This is a genomic window from Octadecabacter temperatus, assembly GCF_001187845.1.
Lineage (GTDB): Bacteria > Pseudomonadota > Alphaproteobacteria > Rhodobacterales > Rhodobacteraceae > Octadecabacter > Octadecabacter temperatus.
In genome coordinates, this window is record NZ_CP012160.1 from 47045 (window position 1) to 71479 (window position 24435).

The following is a 24435-nucleotide window of genomic DNA, read 5'->3' on the forward strand; positions in this document are numbered from 1 at the left end:
AAATTCAGATGATCAAACAATTTCTTCTTGGCTTGGCCGTCGCAATTGCTCCAATGGTTGCTGCGGCGCATTCCAAGTCCGAAGCAACGACACCTGCTGATGGCGCGACTGTCACGGAAGTTTCAGAGCTTTCGATGCGGTTCGATGATCCGATGCGCATCATTTTCGTCACGCTGACTGCAAACGATGATGACATCGAAATCGAACGCGAGACCGGTATGGACCCAGTAACGGAATTCCGAGCAGTGCCATTGGAAGAGCTTGCGCCTGGAAGCTACCGTTTCGACTGGCGCGGCATGGCCTCAGACGGTCACCCGATGCAGGGTAACTTCTCTTTTACTGTCGCAGAGTGACTGGACTGGCTCCCATCGACGGTCTTGCCGCTTTAGCCATTGTGGCCAAAGCGATTGGCTATGGCGCGGCTCTGCTCGCGATGGGGAGCGTGCTGTTTTCCTTCGTCTTTGCGAAGCGCGCTGAGGTGTCTGTCTTACGCCTTGCTCGGCAGCTTGCGGTCGGTGCGGCACTGGTTGGCCTCGCGGTCTTGGCTGCACGTTTCGGCATTCGTGCGGCACGCATATCCGGGATGGGTTTTGAGGGAGCAACGGACCCGATGATGCTCGGGTTTGTTTGGCAAAGCCCACTTGGCACCGCCGCGATTTGGCGTGGATTTGGCGAACTTGCGATACTGACGGTTTTGGTCCCCCGTATAGGGCAGTGGATTGCTTTGGTGGGCAGCCTTGTCGTAGCCATATCTTTTGCTCAAGTGGGCCACGCCCTGGGTGACCCCAGGTTGGTTCTTGCTGTCTTGATTGTTCTTCACCTACTGACCGCAGCTTTATGGGTTGGTGCGCTTTTGCCTTTGCGCCGCGCGGCGCTTACTCCCTCTGGCGTTGATGTGTTGCACCACTTTGGCAATGTCGCTGCTTTCGGAGTGGCCGCCCTGATCCTTGCGGGTACAGCGCTCGCGTGGCTCCTTTCAGGTTCCGTCGCTGCCCTGTTCGGAACAGCCTATGGCTTAGGGCTTTTGTTCAAAGTCGCGATTGTTGCGGTACTTCTGGGCTTTGCGGCTTTCAATAAGGTGAGGCTTGTCCCTGCTATGCGCGCCGAGAAACCTGGCGCAACACATGCTCTGCGCCGTTCTATTTCAGTTGAAATGCTAGCTGTTGTCCTGATCCTGTTGGCAACCGCAACGATCACGAGTGTAACCACACCACCCGTCAATCTCTAACGACCTAGCCTCGCGCCTTGTCGAGCAATTCGAGCAGTTCCGTGAATTTGGCTCGCTGATCCTCTCGGTCCCCCGATGCAAGCGCATCTTCAATGCAGTGTGATGCGTGATCATCTATCACGAGCTTCTCCACGCCCTTGAGCGCTGCCCGCACCGCTGCGATTTGCGTCAACACATCAACGCAATAGCGATCTTCCTCGACCATCCGGGCGATTCCGCGGACCTGTCCTTCAAGGCGATTGAGACGTTTTAGAGTGGCTTCGCGATTGTTGTGCATGGCCTTCTTTTCGCATGGTGGCGGAGAAAAAGTCGAGAGAACACGGGATTAAATCTCGCGGTCTTGATAATATACCCTAGGGGGGTATATAAAGCGAAGCAGTGCAAACGCAAGCACCGCACCCGCATACGAAGCACGCAAACGGAGAAGCCAATGCCTAAAGACGCACGCGATGTTGCTGAAATTGAAACAAATCCGGCTCAAGAAGCAGTCGGCAAAACTGCTGTGCTTTACCGAATGGCCTTGTCAGATCATCTATGCCCATCCGGGCAAAAGGCGCGTTGGCTTCTCGAACGTCAGGGCTATGACGTCGATGACCGGCTGTTCCGAACCCGCGCCGAAGTGGATGCCTTCAAGGCTAAGCACGACGTCAATACGACTCCCCAGGCTTGGATCGAGGGCGAACGCGTTGGTGGCTACACAGACCTGCGCGAGAAACTAACCGGCTGGGATCCTACAGCAACAACCTATCGACCTGTGTTGTATTTGTTCGCTGTTGCAGCGCTTACCGCAGTGGCACTTTCCATTGGATTTCTCGGAGCAATCACATGGCAGACACTTGGCTGGTTCATCTCGGTGTCGATGATCCTTCTCGGTATGCAGAAACTGCGCGACATCGAAGGTTTCACCACGATGTTCCTCAACTACGATTTACTCGCGCGGAAATGGGTGCCTTACGCCTATATTTATCCGTTCGTAGAAACCGGCGCGGGTATCCTCATGACCGGCATGATCCTGACCTGGGTGTCCACTCCCGCAGCGCTCCTGGTTGCGAGCGTCGGAGCCATCAGCGTCTTCAAAGCCGTCTACATCGACAAACGCGAGCTGAAATGCGCGTGCGTCGGAGGAAACTCCAACGTCCCGCTAGGGTTTGTCAGCCTCACCGAAAACCTTATGATGGTGGCTATGGCAATCGTGATGCTTTGGTTGATGATTTGAAATTAGCAATCGGTAATCAATGCGGACTTCAGGATTCAGATCTGGAACGGCACCAATGTCCCGCGACCTGTAAATTCGCCCTCTAATCCATGCTGCGACATCCTCGAACGGCAGTTTCTCCCGCCGCGCGATAGCATGAGGTTTTCGCTCATGCCGCATTTTCTTTGCTGCGTGAGCGCGCAGCACAAAATCACAATGGCCGAGTCGGGCTCTTAGGGTACCTTCGCCACATCTCGCACGAAGGTCAGCTTTGCATGCGAACAGCCTAATGTAGAGAGGCGGAGTTGAAGCTTTGTCTCCAATTTTGCCCGCCAGTCAGTCTTCATCATAAAAATAGAATTTGCGGCGTGAAACATCGCTATTCGTGATGAGGATTTTCCAGAGTGTTTCGCCAACAAATGCAAGGATGGCTCCCGCGACAGCAAGGTGCAGCAGGAAGAGCGTATAGATGTCCCAAAAGTTGCCTGTCTCTGATCGATACGAGATGAAGCCAATGCTGCTAGCGACCAAGAGCAGGATGCCCATCAAGCGCAAGGAGTTAGCGAATTTATTGATCGGCGTGTTTGGGTCTTTTAGATGCTTCATTGAGTTGTTCGCTTTATCCAATGGCTGAAAAGAACAGCTTTGCCTCGCTTTGCGGCGATGTTCCCTTTGAGAGGGATTGCTCAAAAATGTATCTGGTAAACTTTTGGATTTCTGCGCTGGTAAGGGATTTGTCGTTCGCATCCGCGTGCTCAAAAACTGCCTGTGCGGCTTCCCCGGCCAAGCGAGCTGATTGCTCACTGTCCGGGACAGAACTTCCATAGACCAACCACATGAGGTTCTTGTCGAACTCTTCGCAGAATTTTACTGCGATCGAGAGCGGCAACTCCCGTTTTTCAAGTTCATAATTCTTATACGACTTGTCGGCGATCCCGAGTATCGCGGCGACCTTGCTTTGAGGGTAGCCCAATTGGCTGCGCACGCTGAGCATCCTTTGGCCTATCCCGATCAACACAGTTGACATGCGGACAAATGTTCCCATATTTGGACTAACGTTACCCAATGCGACGTATTTCACCTATTCATACCATTATCTGGTAAAGAGGAAAGAACTATGGACGATTGTTCCCTGCTTACCCCAAGAGAACTGGCCGCTCAGACTGGTTGGCCTGAGAAGCGGATCAGGAAATTGATCTCGACGAGAAGCATTAGGTTCTTAAGAAATGGGGCTAATTTTCTTCTGCCTCAGAACGCCATCCATGACTACATTGCTCGAAATATGGTCGAGCCATGCCAAGCCGAGGTGCAAGAAGATGAGTGACATTGTGCCACCATATACGACGCCGCGTGCCCTCGCGAAGCGTCTTACCGCTTCTCCTAGATTCGTGTCAGATTCTGTCCGCGAACTCGGATGCTTTTGCAAAATTGGTCAGAAAGTCATTATGTTGGATCATCATGTGGTCACGTTTATGGAGGCGATGGAATGCCGCTCAAAGTCTTCAAACGGAACAAGCTCTATAGCTACAGGGGCACGGTTGCCGGTAGGCGATTACGAGGCCCTACGGGAACAGCGGACAAAAGGGTCGCTGAGAGGATCGCAGCCGAAGTCGAAGCAAAGGCGTGGCAAAGTCATCTTGATGGACCGGGCGCAACGCTGACATTTGCCCAAGCCGCAATCGCCTATCGGCAGGCTGTGCATGACGACCGATTTCTTGACCGTGTTGAAGACTATTGGAAGGACACGCTTGTCCCAAAGATCACAGGCGAGGCTATCCGCCAAATGGCACGCAAGCTGTATCCCGGTGCAGCCAACGCCACTTTGAACCGCCAAGGCATCGTACCGGCGCAGGCGATAATCAACTACGCAGCAGATTTGGAATGGTGCGCGCGGATCAAGGTGAAGCGGTTCAAGGTCAATGCCAAGAGAAAGACCCCCGCCACAAGGGCATGGGTAGAAGCTTTCGCCCAGCAAGCGGTGCAAGATGAGCTACACCACTTGGCTGCGTTGTGCCTGTTTATGTTTGGCACGGGAGCACGACGTGGTGAGGCATGTTCTTTGACCTGGGGTGACGTTGAGCTGTTTCAGAAGAAGGCCGTGATAAATCAAACCAAAATCGATGACCAACGCGTCGCGCACCTGTCACCGCCAGTGATCGCGGCATTGGCGAACATTCCTTCAAACCGCAAACCCGACAGTCTGGTGTTTCAGTATGCCTCTGGCGAAAGCGTGGGGCAGGTCTGGAACAACGTCATTGAGCGAGCGGGCATCGAAAAGCTTTCGCCCCACTGTTGCCGCCACGGATTTGCCACTTCGATGCTGCAGGCAGGAATAGACCCAAAGACCGTTGCGGTACGCGGTGGCTGGAAAGACGTTGGAACAGTTATGAAATTCTATGCCCATGCGATGGACGATCCGACCGTCACAGATGTGCTTTTTGGCACAAAATAGACACAAGCCCAAGGCGTTAAGCGTCCAACTAACTGTAAATAAAAGGAAATATAACAATGACTTGGACCCTTCGTTGGGGAAGGGTGTCCCACCGCCGCATGTACGTGGTTCGGTGGGTTCGGGCAACAGCAAACCTGATAAAATTTAATAGTTCGGGTTGCGATTCCGCGCTCAGCAGGGTTTTTGGCAGCAAATCGGAGGACTGCAAATGTTTGTTATCACCTTGATCGCGAAAGCTGGTGGCTTGGACCCAACGCTTGTCGAATCGTTGCGCAATGCGTGGGGTGGGCAGTCGGCCCAGTGGTTGGCCGCAGATGAAGCGGCTGAATTTGCCGTTCCAGCAATGCCGGAAAATTTGTGGGGTGTCTGGGACGACGTGCAATGCATGGGTGTGGACTTGGTTTGCCAACCGATCGAGGGCCGCCGCAAAAAGATGCTGCTCGCCGATATGGACAGCACCATGATCCAGCAGGAATGCATCGACGAGCTCGCGGATGAAGCAGGCGTCGGCGCCCATGTCGCAGACATCACCGCGCGTGCGATGAACGGCGAGTTGGACTTTGAAGCGGCAATTGATGAACGCGTTGGGCTTCTGAAAGGGCTAGACGCTGCGATTATTGATCACGTCCTGGACACGCGGATCACATACATGCCCGGCGGCAAAGCCTTGGTGCAAACAATGAAAGCAAACGGCGGTTATGGCGCACTGGTATCGGGTGGTTTCACCGCATTCACCGCTAAGGTCGCGTCAGAGCTGGGGTTCGATGAAAACCGCGCCAACACGTTGGAGATTGTTGATGATCAGCTATCTGGCCACGTGGTACGTCCGATCCTTGGACAGCAGGCGAAACTTGACGCGCTTGGCGAGATTACGACGCGGTTGGGAATTTCTAAGAAAGACGTCCTCGCAGTTGGGGACGGCATGAATGACTTGTTGATGTTATCTAATGCAGGCACTGGCGTGGCGCTTCATGGTAAGCCCGCTTTGCAGGAAAAATGCGAAGTTCGCATCAACCACGGCGACCTCACGGCGCTTCTCTATATTCAAGGTTACGCTAAGACAGAATTCGTAACGTGATCGAAGTCGCGCCGGATGTGCTCGCGTTATTGGTTGCTGCGGCGTTCTTTGCTGGTTTCGTTGATGCCATTGCGGGTGGTGGTGGTCTCATCACGGTCCCCGTTTTGATTATCGCAGGCGCACCACCTTTGACGGCGATTGCGACCAATAAGGTGCAGGGGGTTTTTGGGGCAGGGATGGCGGCCGTTAGCTACGGACGCGCTGGGCATGTCGACTTGCGTCGACAGCTATGGGTAGCACTGCTTGCGCTCGGAGCGGGCGGGGTTGGCGCGCTTCTAACCGCAGCATTGCCGACCCAACTGATCAGAATTGCATTGCCAGTGCTTCTAATTGCGATTGCGTTGTTTTTTGCCCTGAAGCCGGGACTAAATGACATTGATCGAACGGCGCGTTTTGGGCCGATGATGTTTGCCGTGACGGTTGTTCCGCTGGTTGCGTTTTACGATGGCTTAATCGGCCCAGGTGCCGGCGCGTTCTATATGATCGGTTTTGTCGCACTTGCAGGCTACGGCGTTCTAAAGGCCACCGCACACACCAAGCTTTTGAACTTTTCTTCTAACCTCGGCGGGCTGCTGATTTACGCATTGGTCGCAAGCCCGTGGTGGATTACGGGCTTGCTTATGGGCTTTGCGCAAATGGCAGGTGCTTACGTCGGCGCGCGCATGGCAATGCGGATCGGGTCGAAACTCATCAAGCCGCTGCTGGTCGTGTCGGCAAGTGTTCTTGCCGCCAAACTGCTTTGGGACCTTACCTAAGCAACCAGTGCCATCCGCGTTTTGCCGATCATCAAAGCGGCGCGCGCGGCTTCGCGACCTTTTTCAACAAAGTGGTCGCGATAGATTGCGTTGTGGTGATCTGTTTCTTGGTAGTGATGCGGCGTCAGTGAAACCGACAAGACTGGTACGCCTGTATCAAGGCTAATGCGCATCAAGCCATCAACAACGGCGGAAGCCACGAAGTCGTGCCGATAAATACCTCCATCCACGACGAATGCCGCGCAAGCAATCGCTGCATAGCGACCCGTCCCGGCGACGTCCTTTGCAACCAAGGGCATCTCAAACGCACCGGGTACATCAAAAACGTCGATTTGGGATGCGGGGATAAGTTCGCAAAAACCATCATAGGCACGATCCACAATATCGGCGTGCCATTGCGCCTTAATAAAGGCGTAGCGTGGGGCGATTGTCATTAGGGTCTCCTTTCCCGATTACCACGCGATTGCGTGGGTGACATATCACCTCGGGGCAAAGAATCGCTGCGCATGTGGGGACCACAAGCACACCGAAGCTCTCTCTCATCCGGACTATGACCGTCGGCTCTGGAATTTCACCAGTATCTGCTGGACACCCCAACTGGGGCCGCTCGCGGGCTATAACCGCCGGTGGGGAATTTCGCCCCGCCCTGAGAACAATCTCTATGTGGCGGATTCGCAGAGATCAGGCAAGAGCGACGCTGGGACGCATGTCACCTGTTACAAGCCCTGCGAAATTCTTGAGGTCAGGATTGCGGTAGGCCTTAACAGCGGGGTCGTTCGCATCCAGTACGCCCAATTTGCACAGGATCGATGCCATAGCACATTCAGACGCGCGGGTTGTGCCGTCCACAATCTTTAACGCAACGCCAAGCTTCAATTCTGGCAAGATCGCAATAAAGAACCCTTCGGCACCGGTTTTCACAGCCGCTTTGCCTTTGGCCGCCAACATCAACGCGTTGCAAGCACGGTCCGTGTTAGACACCAAATCGGGATGCGCCATCATCGCATTTCGCAGACGAACCATCGCTGATCCACGTGTACTGCTGTCATCCGCGGCCGCAAATGTTGCCATTGCGCGACCAATTCCCAAAATGCTGGACGCATGGTTCGGGGCGGAACATCCATCAATTCCCCAATTGGGCGAAGTTTCCTGTGTCAGCTCTTCAACCACCTGTTTGATGCCAACTTGCAACGGATGGTCGATCGCAACGTAGTCCGGACCCCACCCATTCGCCTTAGTCATTGTCAGGAAGCCACAGTGCTTGCCAGAACAATTGTTGTGGTACCGGCAGGGCGTAGCATCGTCCCTAATCAAACCATTGCGTGCGGGCAAATCTGCTGGCCATTGTGGGCCACAAACGAACGCATCGTCGTCCAATTCAAGGTCTTTTAACCAGCTTTGAACACGGTCTGTATGGATCGCTGCACCTGAATGGGACGCACAGGATAAGGCCAATTGTTCAACCGTGAGCCCGAACCGATCCGCGACGCCGCTTTCCACCATTGGCAGTGCTTGCAACATTTTCGCAGAGCTTCGTGGGTAGGTCACAGCATGGGGATCGCCCCAAGAATGGACGATTTCACCCGCTTCATCGACCACAACTGCGTGACCTTGATGGGCGCTTTCCAGCATTCCACCACGCCAAAGTTCAACGAAATCTACTGGATTAGACATGAAACACTCCGAATGCGCGGCGATCCGCGCAAATAATTGGGGACAAAGGGCTTTCCCATTTAGGCAAAAACTTGCTATTGCTATGGGTATCGAGTTGAAACCGCTCAATCTAGCCGAAAAGATACCCATCAGAGGTATTGCGCTATATAGAGCAACCAGAGGCACGGACAGCTTGGAGGCTGTAATTATGATTTCAAAGTTTACACACGCAATGGGCGTGGTCGCACTCATGACATTGGGTACTTCCGCAATTGCGCAAGAAGCCAGTTCAAACCGCGTTGCGGCAAACACAGACTGGTCCGTCTTCGTTGAAGATAACCCAACAGAATGCTGGGCCGTTTCCGCGCCCAAAGAGACAGTGAACTCCCGCGATGGACAGGTTGTATCCGTTCGTCGTGGTGAAATCCTGTTGTTCGTCTTTTACCGTCCAGGCGCTGGCGTGAACGGCCAAGTGACGTTCACCGGTGGCTACCCATTCGCGAGCGGTTCTACCGCTGAGCTGGATATTGGCGGCACAACGTTTGATTTGTTCACTGAGGGTGAATGGGCGTGGCCAGCAACGCCAGAAGACGATGCACGCATTGTTGCAGCCATGAAGCGCGGATCTTCCGCAACTGTATCTGCGCGTTCCGGCCGTGGCACAGTTACCCGCGACACCTTCTCATTGCTCGGCTTTACGGCTGGCGTCGAAGAAGCTGCGAACCGCTGTTCCAGCTAAAATACGACCTATGCGAAATTACGGGGGCCGGTTTTCTTTGGAAACCGGCCTTTCGTCTTATATAGGGCCTGAAACCAACCGAGGACGATTCTCATGGAACCGCAAGCGCCCATCACCCAAGACGTTATGACGATTAAGCGTGTGCTGCCCGAGGGTGGCCCGATGAACATCGTCGGCCTGACCCGTGTCCAGATGCGCGATGAGCTGATCGGGCTGGGTGTGAAAGAAAAGCAGGCCAAGATGCGGGTGAACCAAATCTGGCAGTGGTTGTACCATTGGGGCGTTCGTGACTTTGACGTCATGACTAACCTTTCCAAAGATTTTCGCGTGACTTTGGCTGAACACTTCAAGATCGAATTGCCCGAGGTTGTGACCAAGGAAGTGTCCAACGATGGAACGCGGAAGTATCTCGTTCGCATCGCTGGCGGCCACGAGGTCGAGGTTGTTTATATCCCCGAAACCGATCGCGGTACTTTGTGTATTTCATCGCAAGTTGGCTGCACGCTGACCTGCAGCTTCTGTCACACCGGTACGCAAAAACTGGTCCGCAACCTGACAGCAGGTGAAATCATCGGCCAAGTCATGCTTGCGCGTGATGATTTGAACGAGTGGCCAGAGCAGGGGCAATCTCATGCGGATATGGGCCCGCGTTTGCTGTCCAACATCGTGCTCATGGGTATGGGCGAGCCGCTTTATAATTTCGAAAACGTCCGCGACGCGATGAAAATCGCGATGGACCCTGAAGGCATCCAGCTGTCCCGCCGTCGTATCACCCTGTCGACCTCTGGCGTTGTCCCCGAAATCGCGAGGACCGCCGATGAGATCGGGTGCCAATTGGCGGTGTCGTTCCACGCGACAACTGATGAAGTGCGCAACAAGCTTGTGCCGATCAACAAGCGTTGGAACATCGAAGAATTGCTTAAAGCGCTCGCGGCATATCCGAAAGTGTCCAACTCGGAACGTATTACGTTTGAGTACGTTATGCTGAAAGACGTGAATGACAGTGACGAAGACGCCCACCGTCTTATGAAGCTGATCGAAGGCATTCCAGCCAAGATCAACCTGATCCCGTTCAACGAATGGCCCGGCGCACCGTACGAGCGTTCGACACAAGCACGGATCAAGGCGTTTGCAGATATCGTTCACAATGCAGGCTATGCGTCACCCGTTCGACGTCCACGCGGCGAAGATATCATGGCGGCCTGTGGTCAGCTTAAATCCGCGACGGAACGCGCACGCAAATCCCGCAAGGAAATCGAAGCAGACGCAGGGATGTAATAGCGCCTATTTGCTTAGGGCTTGTGCTGCTGCGTTTACAGACGCTTCCAAATCCAGTGATCCGCCCAATTGGATCGGCTTTTCGTCTGCCGTTGGCGGCTCCAACGTGGCAAACTGACTGGCAAGCAATGACGGCGGCATGAAGTGACCCTGCCGCGATGCCAAACGCGCCTCGACGATTTCAGGCGTTAGCTCAGGGTAGACAAACAGCAAATCCGGCGCACCTACCCGCAGCCTGTCACGATAAGACCGTTTCAGCGCGGAACAGGCCAAAACGACCCGATCCATGCGTTTCATTTCAGCACTGCAAACGTCCAGCCACGGCCAACGCATCTCATCCGTAAGCGGTTGGCCGGACTTCATGTGTTCTATGTTGGCCTGCGGGTGCAGGTCGTCAGCGTCGACAAACTCTGCACCCAATCGTTCGGCCAAGGCACGCCCAAGCGTGGATTTCCCCCCGCCGGACACACCCATGACAACGACATGTAACATCGATTTAACGCCCCGGAATGACACCGCGCTTTTCGCCAGCGCCTTCCCAGTTATTTAATGCATCAACGGCCTCTTCAGCAGTCTCAACAAAGCGGAATAGCTCTAGGTCATCAGCCGAGATTGTTCCCGCTTCAGACAGGGCATCCCAGTTGATAATGCTTTCCCAGAATGCGCGACCAAACAGCAGGAACGGCACGCGTTCCATGCGGCCGGTTTGGATCAGCGTCAGTGCCTCAAACGTTTCGTCCAAAGTACCGAAACCACCAGGGAACACGGTGATCGCCTTGGCGCGCATCAAGAAGTGCATCTTGCGGATCGCGAAATAGTGGAAGTTGAAACACAGCTCAGGCGTGACATACTCATTCGGCGCCTGCTCGTGCGGCAGAACGATGTTGAGGCCGATTGACTTCCCGCCAGCTTCAACCGCACCCTTATTGCCGGCTTCCATAACGCCGGGGCCGCCACCTGTGACGACAACGTTCTCGTGGGACTCGCCAGTTTCAGTCATCAACTTAGCGAACTTGCGGGCTTCATCGTAATACTTCGACAAGTCAGCCAATGTCTTAGTGCGGGCGCTATCTTTGTTTTCTGGTGCAGGAATACGCGCGCCACCAAACATTACGATCGTGGATTCGATCCCCTGTTCGTCCAGCATGAGTTCTGGTTTGAGGAGTTCAAGCTGCAGGCGTACTGGGCGCAGTTCGTCGCGGCACAAGAAATCAGGGTCAGCAAAAGCCAGCGCATACGCGGGTGATCGCGTTTGCGGTGTATCTGGTACTTCGACGGCTTCTTTGCGGTCTTGCGAACTGTCACGTAGCGGGTGGCGGCGTGTATGGTCTTTCATTTCAAACTGCTCCTTGTTGGGCTTTGCATTTTAGTGGCAGGTTGTCCGCAGATTGTCCAATGTCAGGAAGAGCAAATGACCGTTACAAAGGCCGATATTAATGACGCTGCCGCGCGAATTGCCGGTCACGTGCATGTCACACCAGTAATGCGCTCTGATGCATTCGGTTTGCCGCTTCAGTTTAAGCTTGAGCACACCCAGCTGACTGGCTCGTTCAAAGCACGCGGTGCGTTCAATTCTGTGCTGACTGCAGATGTGCCAGACGCGGGGTTTGTCGCAGCATCCGGCGGCAATCATGGCGCTGCCGTCGCGCATGCTGCGACGTCTCTTGGTCATACTGCGCGCATCTACGTTCCCGAATTTGCAGGCCCTGCAAAGATTGACGTAATCAGGCAAACAGGCGCGGACCTTCACATTGTTGAGGGTGCCTACGCGGATGCGGCAGCGGCGGCTAAGGCGTATCAAGACCAGACAGGCGCCCTCGACATTCACCCGTTTGATGCGCCCGCAACGCTCGCAGGGCAAGGGACTTGTTTCAAAGAATGGGACGCGCAGGGCATGGATGCAGATACAGTCATCATCGCAATTGGTGGCGGTGGACTAATCGGAAGCGCGATGTCTTGGTTTAAGAATCGCAACATTATCGGGGTCGAATCCGAGACGACAAATTCGATGCACGCAGCGCTTCAGCATGGGCCGGAAACGGACATTGAAGTCTCAGGTATCTGTGCCAACGCGCTGGGCGCTAAACGTATCGGGCGGTTGTCCTATGATTTGGCGAAATCGAATGATCTGCAAACATTGTTGTTGCCGGATGAAGAGATAGCACATGCACAAAAACTACTTTGGCAAAACCTACGCCAACTCGTCGAACCGGCAGGTGCCGCAGCATTGGCTGCGATTACGTCAGGCGCTTACAAACCAGCGAAGAACGAGAAGGTTGCGGTCTTATTATGTGGCGCAAACCCAGCACCCATCCCGATTTGATTGCCCAAACCCGCGCAGCGCGGTATGTGGCGTCCAACCGCAGTATGCGCACAACGAAAACATAGGGGGCCATCATGTCCAACGCTCAACTTGAAACAGCAATCGAAGCCGCGTGGGAAGCCCGCGATACAATCACCACCAGCACGCAAGGTGAAGTTCGTGAAGCCATCACAGATACGATGAACGCGCTTGATTCCGGCAAGCTGCGAGTCGCTGAACGTCGTGAAAACGGCGACTGGCACGTGAACCAATGGGCGAAGAAGGCCGTGCTGCTGTCGTTCCGTCTGAACGATATGGAGCAAATCGAAGGTTCAAATGGCGGGTCCAGCTGGTGGGATAAAGTTCCTTCCAAATGGCAGGGCTGGGGCGACAACGAATGGAAAGCCGCTGGCTTCCGCGCGGTTCCTGGGTCCATCGTACGCCGTTCAGCTTACATCGCGCCTGGCGTTGTGCTTATGCCATCCTTCGTGAACCTTGGCGCATACGTCGATGAAGGTTCCATGGTTGATGGCTGGGCGACTGTCGGTTCATGCGCACAGATCGGTAAAAATGTGCACCTGTCTGGTGGCGTTGGCATTGGCGGTGTTCTTGAGCCAATGCAGGCTGGCCCGACAATCATCGAAGACAACTGTTTCATCGGCGCGCGGTCTGAAGTCGTTGAAGGCTGCATCATCCGCGAAGGGTCTGTGTTGGGTATGGGCGTGTTCATCGGCCAGTCCACCAAGATCGTGAACCGTGAAACTGGTGAAGTGTTCTACGGCGAAGTGCCGCCGTACTCCGTCGTGGTTGCAGGTTCTATGCCGTCCAAGAACGACATCAACCTGTACTGCGCGGTGATCGTTAAGACGGTTGATGAAAAGACCCGTTCAAAGACAGGTATCAACGACCTGTTGCGCGACTAATGTTACTGTCTCGGACGCTTGCCAAATCCCGCATTGCGCGCGGTGAGCGTCCGTCATGGGCGGCAGCTTGGGGCCTCGTGATTGTCGATTTTGTGCTGTTCTTGGTCTATGCCGTGCTCATGGGGATGTTTATCTTCAGTGTACAGACGACAGCGCAAATGCCCAACGGAACACTTATCTTTGCTTTGACCCTATTCTTTTTCATTCCCATGCAGGTCGTTTTGATCCTGTCCGCACTTTGGGCATCAAAATCCCGTTGGCTCGATAAGGACGCCGTTGAATGACTGACAAGAAACCAAAAAAACCATCACGCCAACAGGTCTATACCTTGCTCGTCGAGATCGGTCGCAAAGAGGGTGACGGGCTGCCCAAAGACAGCACCGGTGCCGCGCTTATGATCTATGCCAGCGGGATCGACGAAGCCGAAGCTGTTCGTGAAACCGTTGCGATCCTCAAGCAAGCTGACACAGCACCTTTGGACGTTTCGGGATACGGCACGCTTGATGAGCGCCTTGCCGAGGGCCACGATATCGCTGACGAAGAACGTGAATTGATGCAGCGCGCGCTCGATGAAAACAGCGTTATTGTCGCGCAGATGACGCCATTTTTTGAAGGCGACGACGCGACCAAACACTAGCCAATTGTCGCGCCCGTCAGGGTTAACGCTTCGTAGCCTTGCAGCACGGGTGCGGCTAGGCCAACGCGTTGCGGTCGTAGCTCGGGTGCCATGTCTGCGAGAACCGACCATTTCGTCAATTTCGATGCATTCAGAACTGCAGAGCCATCGAAGCTTTCCACGAGCGCCCCGTTCACGACGATGATCTCATGGGTCTCAAGTAATATCTGGTGATAGGTCATCACTTGCGGCGTTGGTCGCGTTGGGCCTGCACAGTTGCGTACCTCTAGGTGGCGCACAGCGGTGGAAACCCGTTCTTCGCCGAACAGATATTCGACCTCCGAGCCCGCTAAACAGACACGTTGATCACGTGATGTAACGAGGTCATCCCACAACCCCATGTAAGGTTGGCGCAACGTCATCGGTGCGAAACGACCCAACGCTGGCACCGTTGCGCAACCAGCCCAAAGAACACGCACAGATCTGCCGCCGTGGGTTGTTACAAAATCGCCAGGGACGATATCGCGCAGTGTTTTCGGTCCGTCAGGTGTGTTCACACCAGAAGAGCCGGACAATCCAGGAATTGGCCCAAGGGGGCAGGGCGCGTCTGCAATTGCGACGAAGCCAACACTTGGGTCAATCATGCTCCCGTCAGTATCCGTCACAATTCGTTGGGCATCCCGTGTGGATAGCGGGAAAGGGGACATTACTTCTGTCTGCCAAATTCGGCCGTGATCTGGAACGTAAACGCAAAGCCGGCCGCTCCGCGCAGGTGCGTCCCAAGTGTAAGTGATATGCGCGGTTTGAACGTCGGTTCCTAAAGTCGTCTTAAGGGCTGTCGCCAAGTGTCGCGCGCCTTGGCGCATCATCAACCGAATGGTGCCATCAGGCTCTAGGCATACAGTCAGGCCTGACGGCCAAGGGTCGAGCGCGCCAAAGCGCAGCAGGTTTATCGGATGAACCTGCGGGCGCACCGAAACCTCCAGCATCAGACTTCCGCGTGCCAACAGATCCGAGCCAACCGAAACGGACCCTTGCGCACGGCCTAGCCCAGCAGGGTTAAAAACCCCCTGTTCTTGCGTCCGTGTGCCGATCCATTTCAGTGTCATTGCTTGCTAGGCCACGCGTCTCTTTAGGGCTTCTGCTTCATAGCGTTTTAGCATTGGGCGGGCGGCTGGCCCGTACCCTTCGCCCGTGGCGAGATCCAACTCTGGGAAGATCGTACAAATCTCCTCAACGATCTCGGCCTCAAATGACTTTGTTGTTTGTGGCCCCGGCAGAAAACTTTCCGTCGCAAGCCCTTCTGAGTAAATCACTTGGTGCTGGTCGAACATCAGGTGGACGTATTCAACTTCACCGCCCTCAACGGGACGGATGCTGCGATCATTTACCAAGTCTTTGGCAGCTATAAGAACCTCGGTGTTACCAAACATCAGTTCTGCCAACGCATCCTTCACCATGACACGGTGCAATGGAGAAACCATTAGATCTCCGTGCTCACCCAATGCGTTTTCACGGATGCGAATTGGTGCCATCTTACCGATTGCAGGCACCGCACGACGGCCGATCCAGCGCAACGGTTGCGGGCCATCATCGCGTGTCATGACCATATCACCCGCGGTCAGCCCTTCGACCGCACGTGGGCCATCGACCGTTTCGATCATCGTTCCAGCTACAAAACATGGGATCGTTTCAACCGTAACAAAACCAACGTCGGTTTCCAGAACGTTTCCGCTGCCATCCGTGCTTTCGACTTCGTAAGTAAAGCTGGTCGTTTCGAAATCACTGTCGGTCGTGATGTCGAACGTCCCATCGGCGAGCAGCTTAACGGTCTGACCTGTCGGCAACGTAATCGTTTGTCCCGCGACGACTGGGTTGCCGTTGATATGCGTGACGGTAAGCGTGCCGGTTGTGTTGTTGATGTCGTTATCCAACACATCAACGTTCTTTGTGACACTGTCCTGCATCGTTACCAGGTCGTCCAAGGCAACCAGTTCAGTTTGAACAGAATCCGCAGAGATCAGAAGGTTGGAATCGTAGCTGCTGTCCCCAACATCCGCGATGCCAATCTTGATCGTATTCGTTGTGCCAACGTTTACCGGAATTGTCAGAGTCATCGTAACTGTAAATCCATCCATTTCAGTGTTGAACTGGTCGGAAGTGTTGTCGTTATACAGGTTGATGTTGTTTGTCTGGTTGACCGTGTTGATGGTTGTACCACTGTTCGCAATTGATAGTGGGACGTGCGTGCCGTTGATCCAAACACCCACCGCATCGTTGTAAATCGAGTTCGAGTATTCTGGGTATTCCTCGGACGAGAAAACGAATTGCATTGTCATTACAGCGTCGGTTGGAATGAAATCTACAACCATAAAAGAGGCGTCGTAGGTGCTGGTACCCGCGACTGCGTTGAAGTCAGCGTCGTTGTTGGCACCGCCCGTGTTCGTGGATGTGTTTGTGCTTGTGTTTGACTGGGAAGAACTGCCGGTGAACCGGCTTGCCTGACCTGTCGACAGGATTACACCTGTGTCGCCGGGCGTTACGTTCCCTGCAACTGCATCTCCATTGGAATAGATCGCAGACGAATAGCTGGACCCAGAATAGCTCGCGCCAGTGACGGTAACGCCATTGCCAAAGATTGAATTGGCCATCTGCATCGCAGTAGCACTGGTATTATATGTTAACTCTACGCCTGCAACCATTCTGCCCACCTCTTTCAAAGGTGAGACAAGCCAGACGGATTTCACACGAAATTATCGGTGAAATACCTATATCTAGTGGTCGACGTTGCGACCTAAGGACCATGTTGGGTCCGCTCGATGTCTGCCCTGCCTCGGGTCAATATTATTGTGTTAACTGTATGTTAATGGGCGAATTTTTTGGCGGCTTTTTGGTGTCTTATGTTCACGTAAGGCAAAGTATGTGTCGCCAAAGTCACAGGCGATGTAGGGTTCCGCGCCGACGGGTGAGGTTTGCATCGTCGTCAAATCCTCGGTAACGCAGGGGCAACAAGGAGAGTTCCATGCCTGTCGATCCGATTGCCCTGACTGCCGACTTGATCCGCTGCCCGAGCGTGACACCCATTGAAGGCGGGGCGTTACAACTACTGGATGCTCTGCTGTCAGATGCTGGTTTTGAAACGACGCGGATTGATCGTAACGGTACACCGAACCTGTTTGCCCGCTGGGGCGCGCGTGGCGCAAATAAGTCTTTCGGATTTAACGGTCATACCGATGTTGTCCCCGTGGGCGACGAAGCCGCATGGACTGTTGACCCGTTCGGCGCAGAAGTACGAGACGGAATTATGTATGGGCGCGGCGCGACGGATATGAAGTCTGGCGTTGCCGCGTTCGCCGCCGCTGCGATCGATTTCGTGAAAGACACCCCGCCAGACGGCGCTATTATTTTGACGATTACAGGGGACGAAGAAGGCCCGTCCACAGATGGCACAATCGCGCTGTTGGATTGGATGCAATCGAACAACGAAGCAATGACGGCATGTATCGTCGGCGAACCCACTTGCCCGAACGCAATGGGCGAGATGATCAAAGTTGGGCGACGTGGTTCATTGACCTCGCATTTTACCGTCACAGGTAAGCAAGGCCATTCAGCCTACCCACACCGCGCAATTAATCCGATGCCAGCAATGGCACGATTGGTTGACCGTTTGGCTACCCACGAGATGGACAAAGGGTCAGATCATTTTGATGCCTCAACCCTTGCCGTGGTAACAATCGACACGGGAAATCCCGCCACAAACGTCATTCCGGCGTCCTGTAAGGCCAGCGCCAATGTTCGATTTAATGACTTACACACCAGCGCGGATGTCATTGGGTGGATGCAGAGCGAAGTGGACGTTGTCGCGGCCGAGTTTGGCGTACAGATTGACATGAATACCCGCGTTTCCGGCGAAAGCTTCCTGACGCCCCCCGGTGAATTGTCCGATCTTGTAAGCGCTGCAGTTCAAACCGAAACCGGCGTCACGCCAGAATTGTCGACGACCGGCGGAACTTCGGATGCGCGTTTCGTCAAAAACCACTGCCCTGTGGTTGAAGTGGGCCTGGTAGGTAAAACCATGCACCAAGTTGATGAATGTGTTCCGGTTGAGCAAATCACCCAGCTCAAAGCCATATATTCACGTGTGCTCCGCGACTACTTCGCCTGAGGTGACTTCAGCAGGAAATGAAGAAAGATAGGGTCTGACGTCGCGCCTAAGCCGTGATAGGCAGGCCTTATGATACGTATTCCCTCCAAAGCCGAGATCCTGACATGGATCACTGAAAACCCCACCAAAGCCGCCAAGCGTGACATCGCAAAGGCGTTTGGAATCAAGGGTGCCGCGCGCATCGATCTGAAACGTGTGCTGCGTGAGTTGGAGGACGAAGGTAAGTTGCAAAAGCGCAAGTCGTCTTACCGCGATGCAAACAAACTGCCGCCGGTATCGGTTCTTGAAATTGTTGGGCCTGACAGTGACGGCGATCTATTTGCACGCCCCTTGGAATGGGCTGGCGAGGGCGACGCGCCGCAGGTTTTGATGGTGATGAAGCCCGATGAACCCGCGCTGGGTTCGGGCGAGCGGATTCTTGGCCGACTGACTGAAGTTCGCGGTGAAGAGTATCCCTATTCCGCACGTCTGATCCGCCGGATCGGCACCAATCCTTTGCGCATCTTGGGCGTGTTTCGGGCAGGTGCTGAAGGTGGCCGGATTGTTCCCGTGGACAAGGGGTCACAAAAGGAATGGGTCGTTGCTGCTGGCGCAACCGGTGATGCGAAAGACGGCGAGCTTGTCGAAGCAGAGCAGGCGGGTCCAAAGGGTCGGATGGGACTACCCAAGGCGCGGATCGTTGCACGGCTTGGGGACCCGACACAGCCGCGTGCGGTTAGCCTGATTGCGATCCACCAGCATGGCATCCCTGATCATTTCCCGGACAACGTTATTGCCGAAGCTGATGGTGCAAAACCTGCTGACCTGAAGGGGCGCGATGATCTGCGTGATTTGCCGTTGATCACAATTGATCCGTGGGACGCTCGTGATCATGACGACGCTTGTTGCGCAATTCCCAACGGTGATGGTGGCTTCGCGCTTTGGGTCGCGATTGCGGATGTTGCGCATTACGTGACACCCGGGTCCGAACTGGACCGCGAGGCGCGCAAACGTGGCAATTCCACCTACTTCCCCGACCGCGTTGTTCCAATGTTGCCTGACCGCTTGTCTGGCGATCTTTGCTCGCTCCACGAAGGTGTTGATCGGGCTTGTATCGCGGTTGAAATGCAGATCGATCGAGACGGCAACAAAACGTCCCAGCGCTTCGTGCGTGGTTTGATGAAGTCGCCAGCATCTTTGAACTACGAAGAAGTTCAGGCGGCGATGGACGGCGATGTGAATGACAAGGTTGCGCCGCTGCTGGACGATGTGATCCGCCCACTTTACGCCTGCTATGATGCGTTGAAAAAGGCGCGTGCTGTTCGCCAACCGTTGGAACTTGATCTGCCGGAACGCAAAATCGTTTTGAACGATGACGGTATGGTCGAAGATGTGGCATTCAGGGACCGTCTTGATGCGCATCGACTGATCGAAGAATTTATGGTCTTGGCCAACGTCGCGGCTGCTGAAACACTCGTCGCCAAAAAGACCGCCCTTTTGTTCCGCGTGCATGAAGAACCCAAACCCGAAAAGCTGGAAGCATTACGCGAAACAGCTGAGGCTGCGGGGCTGCAATTGGCAAAAGGGCAGGTTCTTAAGACCGCGCATTTGAACCGATTGCTCTCGCAGGCGTCGGGTACAGACGATGCTGAGCTGATCAATATTTCAACACTGCGCTCTATGACCCAAGCGTATTACAATCCTGAAAACTTCGGGCACTTTGGCCTCGCTTTACTGGCGTATGCGCATTTCACATCGCCGATCCGCCGCTACTCAGATTTGATTGTTCACCGCGCGCTGATCACTGCGCATGGGTGGGGCAAGGATGGGCTGACACCGCAGGATGAAGCGATGCTGGCCGATACCGCGCAAGCGATCTCTGATACTGAGCGTCGCTCGATGGTGGCTGAGCGTGACACGACAGACCGCTACCTCGCGGCGTTCCTGAATGACCGCGTTGGTGCGGTGATGGGCGGTCGCGTTAGTGGCATCGCTAAGTTCGGGGTCTTTGTGAAGCTCGATGAAACGGGTGCGGACGGTATGATCCCGATCCGTAACCTTGGCGCCGAGTATTTCCATTACGATGCAGACAGCCAGACGTTGATGGGTTCCGATACCGGTGTCGTCATCGGGCTTGGCGTGCGTGTTACGGTAAAACTCGTTGAGGCTGCGCCTGTAACAGGCGGGCTGATTGTTGACCTGTTGGAAATTGACGGCAAAGCGATGCCCAAGGGCAAGTCATCCTATCGGGGTAAGCCGCCGCGCCGCAAGATGAGCAGCGCTAAGAAAAAGGCCGCGAAAACAGCACGTAAGGTGAAGCGCACACGCAAATAGCGGGCGGATTGCTGCCAGCGCACAATGCATTGGTTCCGAATTGGAAACATTCGCGATACTCTGTCGGGGATGAGTCTTTTTTAGGTGGGTTGCGGTATGACTGTTTTGCGTTGTTTGATTTTGGCTGGATTGATGGGTGCCGCCCCCGCCTTGGCAGGTCCGATTCCACAAGAAGCACCTAGCGAAATTTCCCCCTTTACCCAAGTTCAGACGTCTAACGCGCGTTTCAATCGTTGGATTTCCGGCTTTCGTGGTCGTGCGCTTAGGCAGGGGATTTCTGCATCGACGTTCGACACTGCATTTGCCGACATCGACTTGAATGCGACGGTAATTGAACGTGACCGTAACCAATCCGAATTCAGCAAGGCGCTCTGGGAATACCTTGATACAGCCGTGTCCGACGCTCGTATTCGCAATGGTCGACGTGCTTTGGAAAACAACACCAATCTGTTGAACCAGATTGAAGCGACTTATGGCGTCGACAAAGAAGTCGTTGTGGCAATCTGGGGGCTTGAATCAGCCTATGGCGCGGTGCGCGGCAGCACCAATGTGATCGAAGCGATGGCGACTCTCGCGTATGAAGCAAGGCGCGGTGAGTTCTTTGAAGAACAGCTTGTCGCGGCGTTACAAATCATTGAGGCTGGCGACACAGCACCGCGCAACATGACGGGTTCATGGGCCGGCGCGATGGGGCACACGCAGTTCATTCCGACCAGTTTTCTAGATTATGCCGTTGACGGAAATGGGGATGGGTGGCGCGACATTTGGTCGGATGATCCGACAGATGCGCTGGCGTCTACCGCAAATTACTTGCGCAGCTTTGGTTGGACACTTGGTCAGCCTTGGGGTGTCGAAGTGCAACTTCCAGACGGGTTTGACTATGCCACTGCCCGTCGTGAAAACGAACAACTGCCAAGCGCGTGGGCCGCGTTGGGTGTTGCCGATTTGAACGGGCGCGCGGTGTCAGATCATGCGCGAGCCTCCATTCTGCTGCCAGGCGGCGCTGAGGGCGCGGCCTTCATGATTTTCCCGAACTTCGAAGTCCTTGAACGCTACAACACCGCCGATGCCTATGTGATTGGGGTCGGTCATTTGTCAGACCGCATTGCGGGAGGGCCCGCTATCCAAGCGACATGGCCACGTGCGGACGGTGCGCTTTCCGCGCCGCAACGTCGCGAGCTCCAAGAGCGCCTGACTGCAGCTGGGTTTGACACAACCAAGATCGACGGGCGGATCGGGCCACTCACGATCAATGCGATCCGCGACTACCAGCTTGCGAATGGGCTTACACCGGATGGGTATGCCTCAGTACGGCTGTTGCAACGCTTGCGTTAGAACGGCACCGCTTCGCAGCTTTCACCGCGCATACATGCCTCGACGCGATCAATGTTGTCGTCGCTCGGGGCGAAGATCGTGCTGTAACACGGGTCTATTTCGAGGACGTACCCGTTTGCCGATTGTTGGGCGAAGACTAGGATGTCGTCGCCATCATTTCCCATTGAACCACACCATGGCCCCAGACAAACAAACGTCAACGTTACATCAAGCGACGGCGCTGCTTTGAAACCTTCAACACCGAGATAGCTGCCCTCAAACACTGCATCGCGTGACATTGTTTCTGGGGCGAGTTGACTGGCTCTGGTTCTTGGAAGCGGCTCAAACGAAAACGACCCGTTCAAGACAATGTAACTTTCTTCAGCGGCGGCGGCCCAATTGAATGTTCGGGCGATATCAGGCGGGGCACACGACAGCGCCTGCGCTTGTCCTGCGATCGTGGCGATCATTGCTGCCAACATTAATCGTTTCATAGTTCATCTCCAAATGCCTCAAGGACGGCGGCGTAAACGTCGCGCTTAAATGGGACGATGCTCGCAAGCAGATCCTTGGGAGAAATCCACGTCCATTCGGAAAATTCTTGGTGTGGTTGGACGATGTTGACCTGATCGTCGGTGCCGGTGAACCGCATCAAGACCCATTTTTGTTCCTGACCGCGATAACGACCTTTCCAGATTTTCGGCACAATATGATGGGGCAGATCGTAGGGCAGCCAGTCGTCGGTTTCGGCAACGATCGTCACCAGATCAGCCGTGATACCGGTTTCTTCGGCAAGTTCGCGCAGCGCGGCTTCAGTAACACCCTCGCCCTTGTCGATGCCCCCTTGCGGCATCTGCCAAGCATCTTGGTCGCGGTCCACACGTTGGCCGACAAACACGTTGCCGTCTTTATTGACAACCATGAGCCCGACACAGGGGCGGTACGGCAACTTCGCAATGTCTTCGGCGCTCAACGTCTTAACCATTGTCGTATCCTTCAAATGAAAACGCCGCCGAGTTTTACCTCGACGGCGCATTTTTCCCAACGGGGAAATTTATTCGTCGTTCGGGCCCAACGCAGACAGACCTTTCAGAATGTCGATGGCGTAGGCCAATTGGTAATCTTCTTCACGAAGGGCCGCGGCATCTTCTGCACGCAAGCGGTCCGCTTCGATCAGTTCAATTTCATCCTCGGTAAGGCTGTCATTGTCCAAAGCACCACGCAGGTCGGCTTCGGAACGGAAACCGGTTTCTTCCTCTTCCTCGAGCTCCACTGTGGGGTCGCGACGAGGCTGTTCAACGATAATGTCAGGCGAGATGCCCAGCGCTTGGATGGAACGGCCAGACGGTGTGTAATACCGCGCAGTCGTCAGGCGCATGGCGCTATCACCGCGCAACGGCATAACCGTTTGGACGGAACCCTTACCAAACGAGTTGGTGCCAATAACAATCCCGCGGCGGTGGTCTTGCAACGCACCTGCAACGATTTCGGACGCAGACGCAGAACCGCCGTTAATCAGTACAACGATCGGCAGACCTTCTGCCAAGTCGCCTTCACGTGCATTCCAGCGCTGCCCGTCATTTGGGTTGCGCCCGCGTGTTGATGTGATCTCGCCAGCGTCCAAGAACGCATCGGACACAGCAATCGCTTGGTTCAGCAAACCACCCGGGTTGTTACGCAGGTCAATGACAAAACCGTTGACGTTTTCGATGCCACCAGCCTCGGCCACTTGCTCGGCTAGTTGTTCTTCAAGGCTCGGGTAGGTTTGATCGCTGAACGTAACAATACGCAGGACAACCGTTTCGCCTTCGACACGGCTGCGAACGGCGGTCAGTTTGATGGTGTCGCGCACGATGGATACGTCAAACGGCTGGTCCACGCCTTCGCGCGCCACTGTAATGATAATCTCGGACCCAACAGGCCCACGCATCAGTTCAACCGCTTCGTCCAGCGTCAGGCCAAATAGGTTTTCGCCATCAACACCAGTGATGAAATCGCCAGCTTCGATGCCAGCTTCGGCAGCTGGTGTTCCATCAATCGGGGAAACGACCTTCACGAAGCCCTCTTCTTGGGTCACCTCAATGCCAAGCCCGCCAAATTCACCGCGCGTGGTTTCACGCATATCAGCGGCGTCCTCTGGGGACAGGTAACTGGAATGCGGATCAAGTGATGTAAGCATGCCGTCAATCGCGGCCTCAATCAGCGCAGCTTCGTCGACGTCTTCGACATACTGTGCGCGGATGCGTTCAAAGATGTCACCAAACAAATCCAGCTGTTCATAGACGGACGCGTTGTTGGTGGCTTCCTGCGCGATAAGTGGTCCTGCGATCTGTGTCGTGGCGACTGCGCCTAACAAGATCCCGCCCGTAGCGGCCATTGCAAATTTTTTCATCTACTCAATTCCAATCATTCTTGCCCGACATG

At 54.7% G+C, this 24435-nt stretch carries 28 protein-coding genes and 1 riboswitch; of the genes, 16 read left to right on the forward strand and 12 right to left on the reverse strand.

Annotated features, from left to right (window positions below):
- Positions 1 to 8: 8 nt before the first annotated feature.
- Positions 9 to 353 carry a copper resistance CopC family protein gene (locus OSB_RS00250; RefSeq protein WP_234967413.1) on the forward strand — a complete coding sequence of 115 codons (345 nt, stop codon included), beginning with the start codon at positions 9 to 11 and terminating at the stop codon, positions 351 to 353.
- A complete protein-coding gene (locus tag OSB_RS00255) occupies positions 350 to 1228 on the forward strand; it encodes a CopD family protein (RefSeq protein ID WP_049833092.1) in 879 nt (292 codons plus the stop codon). Before OSB_RS00250 ends, OSB_RS00255 begins: the two co-directional genes overlap by 4 nt.
- A 4-nt stretch (positions 1229 to 1232) precedes the next feature.
- On the opposite strand, the gene OSB_RS00260 is transcribed toward OSB_RS00255, so the two are convergent.
- Positions 1233 to 1505, reverse strand: a complete 273-nt coding sequence (locus tag OSB_RS00260; protein WP_025054237.1) for a metal-sensitive transcriptional regulator — start codon at positions 1503 to 1505, stop codon at positions 1233 to 1235.
- A 153-nt stretch (positions 1506 to 1658) separates the two neighbouring features.
- Here OSB_RS00260 and OSB_RS00265 point away from each other — a divergent pair, with 153 nt between their 5' ends.
- Positions 1659 to 2444 (forward strand): MauE/DoxX family redox-associated membrane protein, encoded by a 786-nt coding sequence (locus tag OSB_RS00265; RefSeq protein ID WP_049833093.1) that lies wholly within the window; start codon positions 1659 to 1661, stop codon positions 2442 to 2444.
- A 315-nt stretch (positions 2445 to 2759) separates the two neighbouring features.
- Here OSB_RS00265 and OSB_RS00270 read toward each other — a convergent pair whose 3' ends face one another.
- Both OSB_RS00270 and OSB_RS00275 read right to left on the reverse strand, forming a co-directional pair.
- Positions 2760 to 3029 (reverse strand): hypothetical protein, encoded by a 270-nt coding sequence (locus tag OSB_RS00270; protein WP_049833094.1) that lies wholly within the window; start codon positions 3027 to 3029, stop codon positions 2760 to 2762.
- Between the two features lie 13 nt (positions 3030 to 3042).
- Entirely contained in the window at positions 3043 to 3504 is a 462-nt protein-coding gene (locus OSB_RS00275) for a helix-turn-helix domain-containing protein (protein WP_143831324.1), read from the reverse strand.
- Between the two features lie 36 nt (positions 3505 to 3540).
- Between OSB_RS00275 and OSB_RS16985 the strand changes: the two genes are divergently transcribed.
- From OSB_RS16985 to OSB_RS00295, 4 genes are all read left to right on the forward strand, one after another.
- Positions 3541 to 3747: an excisionase family DNA-binding protein gene (locus tag OSB_RS16985; protein ID WP_049833096.1), complete on the forward strand. Its 207-nt coding sequence runs from the start codon at positions 3541 to 3543 to the stop codon at positions 3745 to 3747.
- A gap of 162 nt (positions 3748 to 3909) precedes the next feature.
- On the forward strand, positions 3910 to 4875 hold the full coding sequence (locus OSB_RS00285) for a tyrosine-type recombinase/integrase (RefSeq protein WP_049833097.1): 966 nt from the start codon (positions 3910 to 3912) through the stop codon (positions 4873 to 4875).
- 208 nt (positions 4876 to 5083) lie between these two features.
- Positions 5084 to 5953 (forward strand): phosphoserine phosphatase SerB, encoded by an 870-nt coding sequence (serB, locus tag OSB_RS00290; RefSeq protein ID WP_049833098.1) that lies wholly within the window; start codon positions 5084 to 5086, stop codon positions 5951 to 5953.
- On the forward strand, positions 5950 to 6708 hold the full coding sequence (locus OSB_RS00295; RefSeq protein ID WP_049833099.1) for a TSUP family transporter: 759 nt from the start codon (positions 5950 to 5952) through the stop codon (positions 6706 to 6708). Before serB ends, OSB_RS00295 begins: the two co-directional genes overlap by 4 nt.
- On the opposite strand, the gene OSB_RS00300 is transcribed toward OSB_RS00295, so the two are convergent.
- Positions 6705 to 7142, reverse strand: a complete 438-nt coding sequence (locus OSB_RS00300) for a 6,7-dimethyl-8-ribityllumazine synthase (protein ID WP_049833100.1) — start codon at positions 7140 to 7142, stop codon at positions 6705 to 6707. The genes OSB_RS00295 and OSB_RS00300 overlap by 4 nt on opposite strands.
- Before the next feature lie 93 nt (positions 7143 to 7235).
- Positions 7236 to 7366: riboswitch (FMN riboswitch) on the reverse strand.
- Between the two features lie 23 nt (positions 7367 to 7389).
- The gene (locus OSB_RS00305) at positions 7390 to 8382 is read right to left on the reverse strand and encodes an asparaginase (protein WP_049833101.1); all 993 of its coding nucleotides are present in this window, start codon (positions 8380 to 8382) and stop codon (positions 7390 to 7392) included.
- 187 nt (positions 8383 to 8569) lie between these two features.
- Between OSB_RS00305 and OSB_RS00310 the strand changes: the two genes are divergently transcribed.
- Together OSB_RS00310 and rlmN are read left to right on the forward strand one after the other, a co-directional pair.
- On the forward strand, positions 8570 to 9100 hold the full coding sequence (locus OSB_RS00310; RefSeq protein ID WP_143831322.1) for an invasion associated locus B family protein: 531 nt from the start codon (positions 8570 to 8572) through the stop codon (positions 9098 to 9100).
- 93 nt (positions 9101 to 9193) lie between these two features.
- Positions 9194 to 10378: a dual-specificity RNA methyltransferase RlmN gene (gene rlmN, locus OSB_RS00315; protein ID WP_049833102.1), complete on the forward strand. Its 1185-nt coding sequence runs from the start codon at positions 9194 to 9196 to the stop codon at positions 10376 to 10378.
- A 6-nt stretch (positions 10379 to 10384) separates the two neighbouring features.
- Here rlmN and OSB_RS00320 read toward each other — a convergent pair whose 3' ends face one another.
- Both OSB_RS00320 and OSB_RS00325 read right to left on the reverse strand, forming a co-directional pair.
- Positions 10385 to 10870 carry a gluconokinase gene (locus tag OSB_RS00320; protein WP_049833103.1) on the reverse strand — a complete coding sequence of 162 codons (486 nt, stop codon included), beginning with the start codon at positions 10868 to 10870 and terminating at the stop codon, positions 10385 to 10387.
- Positions 10871 to 10874: 4 nt separating this feature from the next.
- Positions 10875 to 11714 (reverse strand): LOG family protein, encoded by an 840-nt coding sequence (locus OSB_RS00325; protein ID WP_049833104.1) that lies wholly within the window; start codon positions 11712 to 11714, stop codon positions 10875 to 10877.
- 75 nt (positions 11715 to 11789) lie between these two features.
- On the opposite strand from OSB_RS00325, the gene OSB_RS00330 reads away from it, so the two are divergent.
- The 4 genes from OSB_RS00330 (at position 11790) to OSB_RS00345 (ending at position 14240) form a co-directional block, all read left to right on the forward strand.
- Positions 11790 to 12701: a serine/threonine dehydratase gene (locus tag OSB_RS00330; protein WP_049833105.1), complete on the forward strand. Its 912-nt coding sequence runs from the start codon at positions 11790 to 11792 to the stop codon at positions 12699 to 12701.
- A gap of 74 nt (positions 12702 to 12775) precedes the next feature.
- Positions 12776 to 13603, forward strand: coding sequence for a 2,3,4,5-tetrahydropyridine-2,6-dicarboxylate N-succinyltransferase (dapD, locus tag OSB_RS00335; RefSeq protein ID WP_049833106.1), 828 nt, complete (start codon positions 12776 to 12778; stop codon positions 13601 to 13603).
- A complete protein-coding gene (locus OSB_RS00340) occupies positions 13603 to 13887 on the forward strand; it encodes a hypothetical protein (protein WP_049833107.1) in 285 nt (94 codons plus the stop codon). Before dapD ends, OSB_RS00340 begins: the two co-directional genes overlap by 1 nt.
- Positions 13884 to 14240, forward strand: coding sequence for a hypothetical protein (locus OSB_RS00345; protein ID WP_049833108.1), 357 nt, complete (start codon positions 13884 to 13886; stop codon positions 14238 to 14240). Before OSB_RS00340 ends, OSB_RS00345 begins: the two co-directional genes overlap by 4 nt.
- Here OSB_RS00345 and OSB_RS00350 read toward each other — a convergent pair.
- Both OSB_RS00350 and OSB_RS00355 read right to left on the reverse strand, forming a co-directional pair.
- The gene (locus OSB_RS00350; RefSeq protein WP_049833109.1) at positions 14237 to 15328 is read right to left on the reverse strand and encodes a Hint domain-containing protein; all 1092 of its coding nucleotides are present in this window, start codon (positions 15326 to 15328) and stop codon (positions 14237 to 14239) included. The two genes, OSB_RS00345 and OSB_RS00350, sit on opposite strands and share 4 nt — an antisense overlap.
- A 6-nt stretch (positions 15329 to 15334) precedes the next feature.
- Positions 15335 to 16921, reverse strand: coding sequence for a Hint domain-containing protein (locus OSB_RS00355; RefSeq protein WP_049833110.1), 1587 nt, complete (start codon positions 16919 to 16921; stop codon positions 15335 to 15337).
- A 320-nt stretch (positions 16922 to 17241) separates the two neighbouring features.
- Between OSB_RS00355 and dapE the strand changes: the two genes are divergently transcribed.
- From dapE to OSB_RS00370, 3 genes are all read left to right on the forward strand, one after another.
- Positions 17242 to 18384, forward strand: coding sequence for a succinyl-diaminopimelate desuccinylase (gene dapE / locus OSB_RS00360; protein ID WP_049833111.1), 1143 nt, complete (start codon positions 17242 to 17244; stop codon positions 18382 to 18384).
- 69 nt (positions 18385 to 18453) lie between these two features.
- Positions 18454 to 20697, forward strand: a complete 2244-nt coding sequence (gene rnr, locus OSB_RS00365; RefSeq protein ID WP_049833112.1) for a ribonuclease R — start codon at positions 18454 to 18456, stop codon at positions 20695 to 20697.
- Between the two features lie 96 nt (positions 20698 to 20793).
- Positions 20794 to 22032, forward strand: a complete 1239-nt coding sequence (locus tag OSB_RS00370) for a lytic murein transglycosylase (protein ID WP_049833113.1) — start codon at positions 20794 to 20796, stop codon at positions 22030 to 22032.
- Here the strand turns inward: OSB_RS00370 and OSB_RS00375 are convergent.
- The 3 genes from OSB_RS00375 to OSB_RS00385 form a co-directional block, all read right to left on the reverse strand.
- On the reverse strand, positions 22029 to 22505 hold the full coding sequence (locus tag OSB_RS00375) for a hypothetical protein (protein WP_049833114.1): 477 nt from the start codon (positions 22503 to 22505) through the stop codon (positions 22029 to 22031). The two genes, OSB_RS00370 and OSB_RS00375, sit on opposite strands and share 4 nt — an antisense overlap.
- A complete protein-coding gene (locus OSB_RS00380) occupies positions 22502 to 22996 on the reverse strand; it encodes an RNA pyrophosphohydrolase (RefSeq protein ID WP_234967412.1) in 495 nt (164 codons plus the stop codon). The genes OSB_RS00375 and OSB_RS00380 overlap by 4 nt, the downstream gene beginning before the upstream one ends.
- 69 nt (positions 22997 to 23065) lie before the next feature.
- On the reverse strand, positions 23066 to 24403 hold the full coding sequence (locus tag OSB_RS00385) for a S41 family peptidase (protein WP_049833115.1): 1338 nt from the start codon (positions 24401 to 24403) through the stop codon (positions 23066 to 23068).
- Positions 24404 to 24435: the final 32 nt, after the last annotated feature.